Source organism: Streptomyces sp. NPDC002092 (genome assembly GCF_053593775.1).
In genome coordinates, this window is sequence record NZ_JBSFDG010000014.1 from 1 (window position 1) to 12,982 (window position 12,982).

The 12,982-nt window shown below is 71.1% G+C and carries 10 protein-coding genes; 2 read left to right on the forward strand and 8 right to left on the reverse strand.

What is annotated here, in order from left to right:
• Positions 1–177: 177 nt before the first annotated feature.
• From ACWCRD_RS29580 to ACWCRD_RS29615, 8 genes are all read right to left on the reverse strand, one after another.
• The gene (locus ACWCRD_RS29580) at positions 178–1,326 is read right to left on the reverse strand and encodes a GDSL-type esterase/lipase family protein (RefSeq protein ID WP_450968828.1); all 1,149 of its coding nucleotides are present in this window, start codon (positions 1,324–1,326) and stop codon (positions 178–180) included.
• A 49-nt stretch (positions 1,327–1,375) separates the two neighbouring features.
• A complete protein-coding gene (locus tag ACWCRD_RS29585) occupies positions 1,376–2,809 on the reverse strand; it encodes a lysine N(6)-hydroxylase/L-ornithine N(5)-oxygenase family protein (RefSeq protein WP_450968829.1) in 1,434 nt (477 codons plus the stop codon).
• Positions 2,810–2,904: 95 nt separating this feature from the next.
• The gene (locus tag ACWCRD_RS29590) at positions 2,905–4,290 is read right to left on the reverse strand and encodes a pyridoxal phosphate-dependent decarboxylase family protein (RefSeq protein WP_450968830.1); all 1,386 of its coding nucleotides are present in this window, start codon (positions 4,288–4,290) and stop codon (positions 2,905–2,907) included.
• 183 nt (positions 4,291–4,473) lie between these two features.
• On the reverse strand, positions 4,474–5,295 hold the full coding sequence (locus tag ACWCRD_RS29595) for an NmrA family NAD(P)-binding protein (protein ID WP_450968831.1): 822 nt from the start codon (positions 5,293–5,295) through the stop codon (positions 4,474–4,476).
• A 125-nt stretch (positions 5,296–5,420) separates the two neighbouring features.
• Positions 5,421–7,949: an aminopeptidase N gene (gene pepN / locus ACWCRD_RS29600; protein WP_450968832.1), complete on the reverse strand. Its 2,529-nt coding sequence runs from the start codon at positions 7,947–7,949 to the stop codon at positions 5,421–5,423.
• 56 nt (positions 7,950–8,005) lie between these two features.
• Entirely contained in the window at positions 8,006–8,557 is a 552-nt protein-coding gene (locus tag ACWCRD_RS29605) for a response regulator (protein ID WP_450968833.1), read from the reverse strand.
• Positions 8,558–8,697: 140 nt separating this feature from the next.
• Positions 8,698–9,048 carry a chorismate mutase gene (locus tag ACWCRD_RS29610; RefSeq protein WP_030933038.1) on the reverse strand — a complete coding sequence of 117 codons (351 nt, stop codon included), beginning with the start codon at positions 9,046–9,048 and terminating at the stop codon, positions 8,698–8,700.
• Positions 9,049–9,059: 11 nt separating this feature from the next.
• The gene (locus ACWCRD_RS29615; RefSeq protein ID WP_450968834.1) at positions 9,060–9,950 is read right to left on the reverse strand and encodes a helix-turn-helix domain-containing protein; all 891 of its coding nucleotides are present in this window, start codon (positions 9,948–9,950) and stop codon (positions 9,060–9,062) included.
• Between the two features lie 169 nt (positions 9,951–10,119).
• Here ACWCRD_RS29615 and ACWCRD_RS29620 point away from each other — a divergent pair, with 169 nt between their 5' ends.
• Together ACWCRD_RS29620 and ACWCRD_RS29625 are read left to right on the forward strand one after the other, a co-directional pair.
• On the forward strand, positions 10,120–11,868 hold the full coding sequence (locus ACWCRD_RS29620) for a glycoside hydrolase family 35 protein (RefSeq protein WP_450968835.1): 1,749 nt from the start codon (positions 10,120–10,122) through the stop codon (positions 11,866–11,868).
• A gap of 103 nt (positions 11,869–11,971) precedes the next feature.
• The gene (locus tag ACWCRD_RS29625) at positions 11,972–12,853 is read left to right on the forward strand and encodes a hypothetical protein (protein ID WP_450968836.1); all 882 of its coding nucleotides are present in this window, start codon (positions 11,972–11,974) and stop codon (positions 12,851–12,853) included.
• Positions 12,854–12,982 lie beyond the last annotated feature (129 nt).

The window sequence follows — 12,982 nt, forward strand, 5'->3', positions numbered from 1 at the left end:
ACGACACTCGGGCCGCTGGCCTGCCCACGCTCAGCCGCAGAACGCCTGATGGTCCACCAACTCCGTCGGCGGACCATCACGAAAGTTCGAGGCTAGAGCGCCGGTTTCCAGAGCGTCGCTTTCCAGAGCGTCGCTTTCCAGAGCGTCTGTTTCTGGAGTGTCGATTTTCTGGAGCGTCTAGAGCTTGAGCAGTGACAGGTCTACGGCGTCGGCGATGGCTTTTGCGCCGGCGTCGTTGACGTGGAGGCCGTCGCCGCCGTTGAACTCGGGGCGGATGCGGTCCGGGGCGGTGGGGTCGGCGACGGCGGCGGCGATGTCGATGACGGCGTCGAAGGGGTGGTCGGTGCCGAGGAGCCAGGTGTTGACGTCGCGGCGTACGGTCTGGCCGGTTTCGGTGTCGTAGCCCTCGTGGACGGTGCCGCGGTAGGGGCCGATCGTGGAGCCGATGACGGTGAGTCCGGCGGTGTGCAGTCGGTCGGCGAGGGTGGTCAGGCCGGCGATGAATGCGGCGGCGGTGGGGCCTTCGGCGGGTTCGGGGTGGGCGATGAGGCCGGGGAGTCCGAGGTCGTTGAGGCCGATGTGGATGAGGACGTGGCTGACGCCGGGCACCGCGAGGACGTCGTGGTCGATGCGGGAGAGCAGGTGGTCGCCGATCTCGTCGGTGAGGAGGCGGTTGCCGGAGATGCCCTGGTTGACGATCCAGCCGCGGGTGAGTCGGCGGCCCAGTTGTGCGGGGAAGCTGTTGTCGGTGCCGGGGGTGGTGAAGGCGCCTTCGATCCAGGAGTCGCCGAAGGCGACGGCGATGCGGGTGTCGGCGGGGGCGAGGACGTCGATGCCGGTGATGAAGTGGCCGGTGGGCAGTTCTTCGGCGTTGTGGAGCAGTTCGGCGGAGAGGTGTTTGCCGGGGACGGCGTGTCCGGTGTCGTAGGGGACGGCGCTGTAGGTGCTGAGTCCTGTGTCTCCGGGCAGGTAGAGGCTGATGGTGAGTTCTTCGCCGGCACTGACAGGGAGTTCGACGGGGTCGCTGGTGACGTCCTCGCCGACCGGGATGGTGACGGTTTCGGCGCCGGAGAAGTGCAGGGGTGTGTCGCTGGTGGGGTCGATGCCGCTTTCGTGGGTGCGTACGGCGAGGTGGGCGCCGCCGATGTCGAGGGGTTCCTTGCCGTAGCGGTTGCTGAGCCGTAGTCGTAGTGCTTCGCCGCTGCCGGCGAGGCGGATGGACTGTCTGATGGTCTGGTCGGAGAAGCCGCGGGGTTCGAAGAGGTGGAAGGCCTCGTGCGGGTTGATGACGGCGATGCGGTGGGCTGCGATCCAGGTCGTGGTCATGGCTTGCTCCAACGTCACCGCCGCCGGAGTTCTTCCTGCCTTTTGGGGCTCATTGCCTGTCGTCGACGAGGGGGGTGAGGACGGGTGCCTGGCGGGCGCGTGGGATGTGCGGGTGTTGCTGCTGGTCGAGTCCGAAGGTGGTGAAGGCGGTCCGGGTGGGGAGGGGGTAGGTCTCTTTTCCGGTGAGGGAGTTGAGGATGGTGGCGGAGCGCCAGGCGGCGAGGCCGAGGTCTGGGGTGCCGACTCCGTGGGTGTGGCGTTCGGCGTTCTGGACGTAGATGTGGCAGTTGGCGGCGGTGATGGAGGGGTCGAGGGCGAGGCGGAATCGTTCGTCGATGCGGGGGCGGTGGCGGCTGTCGCGGCGCAGGTAGGGGTCGAGGCCGGCGAGGAGGCGGTCGAGGGGGCGTTCGCGGTAGCCGGTGGCGAGGATGACGGCGTCGGTGGTGAGGCGGGAGCGGGTGTCCTGCTGGGTGTGTTCCAGGTGGAGTTCGACTTTGGTGGTGGCGAGGCGGCCTGCGGTGCGGACGCGGACGCCGGGGGTGAGGACGACGTCGGGCCAGCCGCCGTTCAGGGTGCGGTGGTAGAGCTCGTCGTGGATGGCGGCGATGGTGTCGGCGTCGATGCCTTTGTGGAGTTGCCACTGGCTGGTGACGAGGCGATCGCGGACGGCTTCGGGGAGGGCGTGGAAGTAGCGGGTGTAGTCGGGGGTGAAGTGTTCGAGGCCGAGTTTGGAGTACTCCATGGGGGCGAAGGCCTCGGTGCGGCCGAGCCAGTGGATTTTTTCGCGTCCGGCGGGGCGGGCGCGGAGCAGGTCGAGGAAGATTTCGGCGCCGGACTGTCCTGATCCGATGACGGTGACGTGGTCGGCGGTGCGGATCGTGTCGCGGTGGGCGAGGTAGTCGGCGGAGTGGACGACGGGTACGCCGGGGGCGTCGACGAGGGTTTTGAGTGGTTCGGGGATGTGGGGTTCGGTGCCGATGCCGAGGGCGATGTTGCGGGTGTGGGTGCGGCCGAGGGCTTCGGCTTCTCCGTCGGGGCCGAGTTGGGTGTAGTCGACTTCGAAGAGGTCGCGTTCGGGGTTCCAGCGGACGGCGTCGATCTGGTGGCCGAAGTGGAGTCCGGGGAGGTTGTCCGCGACCCAGCGGCAGTAGGTGTCGTACTCGGCGCGCTGGATGTGGAAGCGCTCGGCGAAGTAGAAGGGGAAGAGGCGGTCGCGGGATTTGAGGTGGTTGAGGAAGGTCCAGGGGCTGGTGGGGTCGGCGAGGGTGACGAGGTCGGCGAGGAAGGGGACTTGGATGCGGGAGCCGTCGATGAGGAGGCCGGGGTGCCAGGCGAAGGAGGGGCGCTGGTCGTAGAAGGCGGTGTCGAGTGCGGTGAGGGGGTGGGCGAGGGCGGCGAGGGAGAGGTTGAAGGGGCCGATGCCGATGCCGACGAGGTCGCGGGGTGCGTCGGGCTCGTGGTGTGGGTGCGGGGGCGTGCTCATCGGGGTGGTTCCTTCCACGGGTCTTCGGCGGAGTCTGCGGAGTCCTGGGTGGATGCTTCGACTTCGCGGGCGGCTTTCGTCTCGGGCGGCTTCGCTCAGGCGGGTTCGTCGGCGGCCTTTTCGACGAGGGCGAGGAGGGTGGCGAGGTCGTCGGGGCGGGTGTCGGGGTTGAGCAGGGTGGCTTTGAGCCAGAGGCGGCCGTCGAGGCGGGCGCGGCCGAGGACGGCGCGGCCCTGGTGGAGAAGTTTTCGGCGTGCGGCGGCGACGGCGTCGTCGGTGGTGTGTGCGGGCCGGAACAGGACCGTGCTGATGGTGGGGCGGTCGTGGAGCTCGAAGCCCGGATGGTCCTGGACTAGGGCGGCGAACTCCTGGGCCCGGTCGCAGACTTGGTCGACGAGTGCGCCGAGGCCGGTGCGGCCGAGGGTTTTGAGGGTGACGGCGATCTTGAGGATGTCGGGGCGGCGGGTGGTGCGCAGGGAGCGGCCGAGGAGGTCGGGGAGGCCGGCTTCGGTGTCGTCGTCGGCGTTGAGGTAGTCGGCGTGCTGGTTCAGGGCGGTGAGGTCGTGGGGGTCGCGTACGGCGAGGAGGCCGGCTGCGACCGGCTGCCAGCCGAGTTTGTGCAGGTCGAGGGTGATGGTGTGGGCGTGGTGCAGGCCGGTGAGTTTGGTGCGGTGTCGGTCGCTGAGGAGGAGGCCTCCGCCGTAGGCGGCGTCGATGTGCAGGCGGGCGTGGTGGGCGGTGCTCAGGGCGGCGATTTCGGGGAGGGGGTCGATGAGTCCGGCGTCGGTGGTGCCGGCGGTGGCGGCGACGAGGTGGGGGCCGGGGAGGGTGGTGAGGGCCTCGTCGAGGGCGGCGGGGTCGAGGGTGCCGGTGGGGGCGGGGAGGGTGACGGGGTCGGGCAGGCCGAGGAGCCAGGCGGCGCGGGGCAGTGAGTGGTGGGCGTTGGCGCCGCAGATCAGGCGGAGGCCGGTGCCGTGTGTCTCGCGGGCGAGGAGGAGGGCGAGTTGGTTGGATTCGGTGCCGCCGGTGGTGATCAGGGCGTCGGGTGAGGGCGGGGTGGCTGCTCCGGCGTAGATCTCGGCGGCGAGGGCGCGGGTGACGAGCGTTTCCAGCTCGGTTGCCGCCGGGGCCTGGTCCCAGGAGTCGAGGGAGGGGTTGAGGACGCTCGCGGCGAGGTCGGCGGCGGTGGCGACGGCGAGGGGCGGGCAGTGCAGGTGGGCGGCGCACAGCGGGTCGGCGGGGTCGGCGGCGCCTTCGGCGAGGGCGTGCACGAGGGTGTGCAGGGCGTCGGGGTCGCCGTGTTGTGGCAGTACGTCGCCGAGGGCGGCCCGCAGGCGTGCGGCGACGGCGGTGGGTCCTCCGGCGGGCAGCGGTCCGCCGCGTGCGTGTGCGCCCTCGTCGAGTGCTTGGAGCACGGTGTCGAGCAGCGGCCGTAGGGCGTGGGTGCCTTCGGGGCCGGAGGCGAGGCTCGGTGTGCTCATGGGTTCCTCCCGGGCGCGCGGGCAGAGGGAGTTCCAGCTTGTCGGTGGATGCGTGCGCGTGCCCGGGAGGTTCAACGATCGGAACCCGAAAGGGTGTCCTTACGGCTTTCCTACGGGAAAACCCTGTTGCGGTTCAGGGGGTTTGGGGGGAGTTGGGGTATAGGGGCGTGCCGTTGCCAGGTGTCAGGCGCGGAAGTCGTCCGTGTGGTCGTCGGCCCAGGTGGCGAAGGTGCGGGCCGGGGTTCCGGTGATCTTTTCGACGGTGGTGGTGATCTCCGGGGGGACGCCGACGGTGGCCGCGAAGGATGTCAGCAGGCTCTCGCGCAGCTGCGGCGAAAGGTGCGGGAAGAGTTCGGGTCCGGCCTGGTCCGGGTCCACCTCGACGAAGTCCAGGTCGCGTCCGATCGCCCGGCCGATGGTGGCGGTCTGATCGGCGTTGCTGATCGCCTCGGGCCCGGTGAGGCGGTGGACGGCGCCTTCGTGGCCGGGGTCGAGGAGGGCGCGTTCGGCGACGGCGGCGATGTCGTCCTCGTGGATGGGGGCGCTCAGTCCGCCGCCGAAGACGCCGCGGACGGTGTTACCGGTGCGGATCTGCGGTGCCCAGTGCAGGGCGTTGGTGGCGAACGCGTTGGGGCGCAGGAAGGTCCACTCCAGGCCGCTGTCGCGGATGGCCCGTTCCACGGTGGCGTGCATGACGTGGATGGGGTGGGTCTCGTCGGCGCCGTCCTGGATGATCCCGGAGGAGAGCAGGACGACATGCCGGACGCCGGCCGCGCGGGCGGCGGCCAGCAGGTCGGTGCCGGCCTGGACGTAGAGGAAGAGCTTGGTCGCTCCCTCGAACAGGGCCTCGGGCCGGTCGTGTTGGAGCCGTACCACCTCGGCCCCGCCGGGCAGTGCGGCCCGCTGCGGATCACGGGTCAGGGCCCGCACCGGCCGCCCGTCGGCGACGAGGCGTTCGACGAGGGCACGGCCGACGTTTCCGGTGGCGCCGGTCACTACGATCACGGGGTTGCCTCCTGAGGAGAGTTCGGGCTGATCGCCCTTCGCCCGGTCGAGCCTACGAAGGACGATCAGCTCCCCGCATCGTCGTCAGGGACCAGCCGCACCGGCGACGTCGTACGTCCCCGGTCCTACGCCTGCCTCACCCGCAACGCCCTTGCCAGGTCGTCGAGTTCGTCGGTCAGGCTGCGGCGCAGGGCGGGGATCGGGTCGGCGGTGTCGAGGCACTCTTCGCCGAGCCGGAGGTTCTCGGTGTCGACGGCGTGGGCGGGGAAGGCCCAGCGGCCCACGGCGGTGGCGATGGCGGGGCCGCGGCGGGCGGCGACGGCGACGGCGTCCTCGTAGTAGCGGGGCACGTACTCGCGGACCAGGTCGGCCTGTTCGGGCTGCCAGAAGCCGCGGGCGGTGGCGGTGAAGAGGTAGTTCGACAGGTCGGTGCGCTCGTCCGTGCCGAACATGGCCTGCCAGGCCACGGCCTTGGCCTCGGCGTCGGGCAGGGCGGCGCGACAGCGGGCGGCGCCTTCCTGGCCGGTGGCGGAGGGGTCGCGGTCGAGTTCGGCGGCGATGGCCTGCTCGTCGGTGGCGCCGAGGACGGCGAGGCGGGCGAGGACGCGCCAGCGCAGTTCGGGGTCGAGTTCGGGGCCGCCGGGGACGGTGCCGTCGGCGAGCCAGGCGGCGATGGTGTCGGGGTGGGCGGCGACGTCGATGAGGTGGCGTACGGCGATCAGGCGCAGGCCGGGGTTGTCGCCGTCCTCGGTGCGGCGGATGAGGTCGCGGCACAGGGAGGTGAGGGTGGTCAGGGCTGCCGGGCGCTGTTCGGGGGTGAGGTAGCGGTCGGCGACCCTGGTGGTGGCGAAGGCGAGGACGCCCTGGACGAGGGCCAGGTCGGTTTCGTACGGGAGGTGGGTGCGGACGGCGTCGAGGTAGGCGGTGGGCGGGAGGTGGCCGTCGCGGACGGCGTCGCGCAGGGCGTTCCAGACGACGGCGCGGGTGAGGGGGTCGGGCAGGCCGGAGAGGCTGGTGCGGACGGTGTCGAAGGACTCGGGGTCGAAGCGGATCTTGGCGTAGGTGAGGTCGCCGTCGTTGAGGAGGAGCAGGGCGGGGCGTTTGCCGAGGGGCTCGGGCGTGGTGTGGGGGATGTCGAGGTCGAGGCGGTCGCGCAGGATGAGGTGGCGGCCCTCGTCGGCGACGTCCGGGTCGTAGAGGCCGACGGCGATGCGGTGCGGGCGGCTGCCGGCGTGTTCGACGGTGAGGGTGCAGGTGCCGTCGTCGCCGGGGGTGACCACGGGGGTGAGGGTGTCGACGCCGGTGGTGCGCAGCCAGGCGTCGGCCCAGGCGTGGACGTCGCGTTCGGTGGCGGAGGCGAGGGAGTCGATGAAATCGGCGAGGGCGGCGTTGGCGAATTTGTGGCGGGCGAAGTGGGTGTTGATGCCGGCGAGGAAGTCCTTCTCGCCGAGCCAGGCGACGAGTTGGCGTAGTGCGGAGGCGCCCTTGGCGTAGGAGATGCCGTCGAAGTTGAGGAGGGCGGAGGCCGTGTCGTTGACGTTCTCGGGGGCTACGGGGTGGGTGGACGGGCGCTGGTCGGCGTCGTAGCCCCAGGCCTTGCGGACGACTCCGAAGTCCGTCCAGGTGTCGGTGCCCCTCCAACTGGCGGGTTCCCCCCCAGACCCCCCGGGGCCGACTTCGTTGAGGGTCTGGTAGCCCATGTACTCGGCGAAGGACTCGTTCAGCCAGATGTCGTCCCACCAGCGGAGGGTGACGAGGTCACCGAACCACATGTGGGCCATCTCGTGGGCGATGACCATGGCGCGGGTCTGGCGTTCGGTGTCGGTGACGGCGGAGCGGTAGACGAATTCGTCGCGGAAGGTGACCAGGCCGGGGTTCTCCATGGCGCCGGAGTTGAACTCGGGGACGAAGGCCTGGTCGTAGGAGTCGAAGGGGTAGGGCTCCTCGAATTTTTCGTGGTAGCGGTCGTAGCACTGCTTGGTGATCTCGAGGAGTTCCTCGGCGTCCGCGTCCAGGTGGGGGGCGAGGGAGCGGCGGCAGTGCAGGCCGAAGGGCAGGTCGCGGTGTTCGGTGCGCACGGAGTGCCAGGGGCCGGCGGCGACGGCGACGAGGTAGGTGGAGATCAGGGGGGTGGTGGCGGCCTGCCAGCGGCCTTCGCCGAGGTGTTCGGTGATGCCGTTGGCGAGGACGCTCCAGCCTTCGGGGGCCGTCACGGTCAGGTCGAAGACGGCCTTGAGGTCGGGCTGGTCGAAGGCGGCGAAGACGCGCTGGACGTCGTCCATGAACAGCTGGGTGTAGACGTAGGTCTCGCCGTCGGTGGGGTCGGTGAAACGGTGCATGCCCTCGCCGGTGCGGGAGTAGCGCATGCTCGCGTCGAGGTGCAGTTCGTGCTCGCCGGCGGTGAGGTTCTTCAGGGGCAGGCGGTTGCCGTCGAGGGTTTCCGGGTCGAGTTGCTGTCCGTCGAGGGTGGCGGTGCGCAGCTGGGCGGGCTTGAGCTCGACGAAGGTGTCGGCGTCCGTGCGCGCGGTGAAGCGGATGACGGTGCGGGAGTCGAAGGTCTCGTCGCCGGTGGTCAGATCGAGGTCGATCGTGTAGCGGTGGACGTCGAGGAGCTTGGCACGGGTCTGCGCTTCGTCGCGCGTCAGAACGGACATGCAGGTAATGCTGCCCGATGGTACTGACAAGGCACAGGGGCGGACCGGTACGCGCCCTATGTCCGCTCCTCTTCGAGCTCCCCGTCGTGCGCCTGGCTGAGGCGCTGGGCGGGGAGGCGGGCGTCGGGGTGGGGCAGGGCGGCCGGGCGGTGGGCGGCGTCGTCGGCGTCGGCGTGGCCCTTGACGAGGGCGCGCAGTTCGCGGATCTCCTGCGCCAGGGCGAGGTGGCGGCGGTGGGCGTCGTAGAGGTAGCGGACCTTGGTGCGCAGCGACCAGGGATCTATGGGTTTCATGACGAGGTCGGCGACGCCTAGGGCGAAGGCGGTGGAGGTCAGTAACTGGTCGGGGCCGAAGCCGGTGAGGAGGATGACCGGGATGTGCTGGGTCTGTTCCACGCGGCGCATGTAGCGCACCACGTCCAGGCCGCTGACGCCGGGCATGCGGACGTCGAGCAGGAGGAGGCCGACCTGTCCGCGGAGCACCTGCTTGAGGGCCTCGTCTCCGTTGGTGGCGCGGCCCAGCTGATAGCCCAGCGGGGCCAGGGCGCTCTCCAGGGCGTACAGGGTGTCCTCGTGGTCGTCCACGATGAGGATCTTGGCTTCCGGCATGGCCCGTCGTCCCTCCCGCGTGGACAACCAGCTTATGTCCGAGGTGCTGACGTGCCGTGGCCGTCAGCTGACAAGGAGTGCACAGCGCAGCATGCCCTGTGCGGGCCCTTCTGTCACGTCCTCTGCGGCATCGACCGAGGTCAATTCGCCGTTTTTGCGGAGCCGTTCACGGCGTCGTCAGCGATGCGTTCGTGGTGGCGGATCACTTCGGCGATGATGAAATTCAGGAACTTCTCAGCGAAGGCCGGGTCCAGTTTGGCGCTTTCGGCGAGGGCGCGCAGCCGTTCGATCTGGCGGGCCTCGCGGGCCGGGTCGGCGGGCGGCAGTTTGTGTGCCGCTTTGAGGTGGCCGACCTGCTGGGTGGCCTTGAAGCGTTCGGCGAGCATGTGGATGACGGCTGCGTCGATGTTGTCGATGCTGTCGCGCAGCCGGGCGAGTTCCTCGCGGACGGCGGGGTCGACGTCGCGGGTGCCGGTGTTGCTGGTGGTCATGGGCGCCCAGCCTACGTGGCGGGGGTGGGTTCGATCATCGGTGGATCGTCGGGGTCGGGGATGCGGTTGCTCCAGCCGCCGGGGACGGCGCGGTACTGCTGGGCGCGGAAGCGGACGGGCGGCATGCCGACGCGGCGGGTGAACAGGCGGGAGAAGTAGGCGGGATCGTCGTAGCCGACGCGGCGGGCGACGGCGCCGACGGGGAGTTCGGTGGCGGCGAGGAGTTCCTTGGCGCGGCCGAGGCGGATGGCGAGCAGGTAGTCCTTGGGGCTGCAGCCGGCGCCGCGGCGTACGGCGGTGCGCAGTTCGGCCGGGGTCATGCCGTGCCGGGCGGCGTGGTCGGCGACGGTGAGGGGCAGGCAGGCGTCGCGGGCGAGGGCCTTGAGGACGAGGTCGCCGTCGGGGGCGAGGTCGGCTCGGGCGCGGCGCAGGGCGACGAGGAGTTCGTGGACGGCGGCGCCGGTCTCCACCTCCAGGAGGGGGTTGCCGCGGCGGGCGGCGCGGGCGATGCGTCCGATGACGGCGCGCGGGCCGGTGGCGTCGGAGAGGGGGACGACGGGGCGGTCGGGTTCGATGTAGCCGAGTTCGGTGTACGTGGTGGTGGCGGGCCCGGTGAAGACGGCGAAGCCCTCGTCCCAGCCGGTGTCGGGGTCGGGTGCGTAGTGGTGCGGCGTGCCGGGGGTGAGCCACAGCAGTGCGGGTGCGGTGACGGTCGTGCGGTGGCCGTCGGGGTGCTGGTACCAGCCGCTGCCGGTGTTGACGACGACGGCGACGTGGTGGTCCAGGGTGCGGGGGCCGACGGTGGGCAGGGCGCCGTACTGCAGGCCGACGCCGAGGCAGACCAGGCCGAGGCGGTGGTGGGCCGGTCCGGGCGTGAAGAACCGCATCCAGGTGTGGTACATCGGCGTGCTCCTCCCGGCGTCGTTCGGGCCGTTTCCCGGCCGTGTTCAACCGCCGACGAACGCCGTTGTCGGGGTCGTCGTCCGGCGGTCGTGCTGTCGTCTTTTCGTCCAAGCAGCGCTGATCTTTGTCCATGGACGTGATCGCCGCCAAGGTGTGAGGCTGGGGCGCATGACCGAGTTCAAGGTGGGGGAAACGGACTTCCTGCTGGACGGGCGGCCGGTGCGGCTGCTGTCCGGGGCACTGCACTACTTCCGCGTGCACGAGGAGCACTGGGGCCACCGGCTGGCGATGCTGCGGGCGATGGGGCTGAACTGCGTGGAGACATATGTGCCGTGGAACCTCCACGAGCCGGGGCCGGGCAGGTACGACGACGTGGAGGCCCTCGGCCGTTTCCTGGACGCGGCCGGCGAGGCGGGGCTGTGGGCGATCGTGCGGCCGGGGCCGTACATCTGCGCCGAGTGGGAGAACGGCGGGCTGCCGCACTGGCTGACGGGCGAGCTGGGCACGCGCGCGCGTACTCGTGACGAGCGGTTCCTGGAACACCTGGAGCGCTGGTTCGGCGTGCTGCTGCCGGGGGTCGTGGACCGGCAGATCGACCGCGGCGGTCCGGTGGTCATGGTGCAGGTGGAGAACGAGTACGGCAGCTACGGCTCGGACGCCGAGTACCTGCGCCGCCTCGCCGACCTGCTGCGGGAGCGGGGCGTCACGGTGCCGCTGTGCACGTCGGACGGCCCGGAGGACCAGATGCTCAGCGGCGGCTGCATCCCTGGGGTGCTCGCCACGGTGAATTTCGGCTCCCGCGCGCGCGAGGGCTTCGAGACGCTGCGCCGGTACCGCCCCGAAGGGCCGCTGATGTGCATGGAGTTCTGGTGCGGCTGGTTCGACCACTGGGGCGGCGAGCACGTCACCCGTGGCGCCGACGACGCCGCTGCCGCCCTGCGGGAGATCCTGGAGTGCGGTGCCTCGGTCAATCTGTACATGGCGCACGGCGGGACCAGCTTCGCGGGCTGGGCGGGCGCCAACCGGGGCGGCGGCGCGCTGCACGAGGGGCCGCTGGAGCCGGATGTGACGTCGTACGACTACGACGCCCCGATCGACGAGTTCGGCCGCCCGACGGAGAAGTTCTGGCGGCTGCGTGAGGTCCTCGCCGAGTACGCCGAGGATCCGCTGCCCGAACTGCCGCCCGCGCCCGCGCGGTTGGGGGCGCCGGCCGAGGTGCGCCTGGACGGGTGGGCGCCGTTGGGTGGCGTACTGGAGGCTCGGGGAGGCCCGGAGGCGTCGGGGCCCGTGCCGCCCACCTTCGAGGAGCTGGACGTGGACCGCGGGCTCGTCCGGTACGCGGTGACGGTGCCCGGGCCGCGGCAGCCGTACCCGCTGACCGCGCGCGGCCTGCGGGATCTGGCGGTGGTGTATGTCGACGGTGAGCGGGCCGGTGTGCTCGCCGAGGGCGACGAGCAGCTCAAGGAGCCGATCGCCGGGCACGCGCGCGTGGAGCTGTGGGTGGAGTCGCTGGGGCGCGTCAACTACGGGCCGCGCAGCGGGGAGCCCAAGGGGATCACCGGGGGTCTGCTGCACGAGCGGCAGTATCTGCACGGGGTACGCGCGCGTGGGCTGCGCCTGGATGCGCTGGACGACATCGGGGACGTCCCCTTCCAGCCCCTTGCCGGGGACGGTGCCCCGGGCCTGTACCGGGGGGCGGTCACCGTGCGGGGCGCCGGGGACGCGCGGCTCGAACTGCCGGGCTGGACCCGCGGATTCGTCTGGGTCAACGGGTTCAACCTGGGCCGCTACTGGTCGGCGGGCCCCCAGCGCTCCCTGTACGTGCCCGGTCCGGTGCTGCGCGAGGGCGAGAACGAGGTGTGGCTGCTGGAGTTCGAGGGGGCGGCAGCGGGGGCCGTGCTCCTGCAGACCCTCTAGCGATCTTCAGGGTGGCTGGGTCGACGGGGCGGGCGAGCGGGGGAAAATCCGCTCCCCTCCCCGTACAGTGGAATCGGGTTCAGGGCGTCTTGGGGGTTCGGGCGTGGCGAACGGCGGACCGGTCGAGCACGGCTACCCACACCTGGAGACGGTGCGGGCCGCCATCACCGCGCTCTACAAACGGTTGTCGTACGACACCATCCAGACCTTCTCCAGCAGCGTCCTGCCCGCCGATGTGGCCTTCTGCGACACCGACGACCTCTATCTGGGCGCTCAGCGCGTGGCCCGCGAGCTGGTGCGTCACTACCGGCTGCCGGACGCCCGGCTGATCGTCAGCTTCCGCGAGATGCAGCACGCTGCCAACGTCGAACTCACCGCGGGCCCCGAGTACTTCGTCGAGCTGAACGATCGCTTCCGCACCCACCGACGCGACATCGGCGCCGCCCTGGCGCACGAGATCATGCACGTGTATCTGCACCGCCTGGACCTGTCCTTCCCCGGCACCCGCGACAACGAGATCCTCACGGACACCGCGACGACCTACCTGGGCGCGGGCTGGCTGCTGCTGGACGCCTACCGGGAGGACTCGGCCTCCTCCCAGAAGCTCGGCTATCTGACCCCCGAGGAGTTCGGCTACGTCCTGGCGAAACGCGCGCTGGTCTTCCACGAGGACCCGTCGATCTGGTTCACCAGCCCGCAGGCCTACGAGGCCTACACCCGGGGCATGGCCGAGGCCCGCCACGACGAGCAGCAGCCCCCGCTCACGGCCGCCGGCTGGGCGGGCCGCCGCCGCTACGCCCGCGACCGCCGCCATGCCCCGGGGCCGCAGCCCGGCGTGCCCTACACCTTCACGCCCGACGGCGGCGGCCGGCTGCGTGTCTCGTTCCCCTGCCCGACCTGCCATCAGAAGATCCGGGTGCCGGTACGGGGACGCGTCCGCGCGCGGTGTGCGCTGTGCCGGACGGTGCTGGAATGTGACACCTAGGGGTGCTGATCTGCTGCCGGCACGGGAGCGGGGGCCCGGGGGCTGACGGTCGCCGCGATCGAGAAGAAGGGCATCGGCACCTCGGCGATCGACCTGGCCACCACGGCGGGCGCCAAGGCGGCGTTGGGC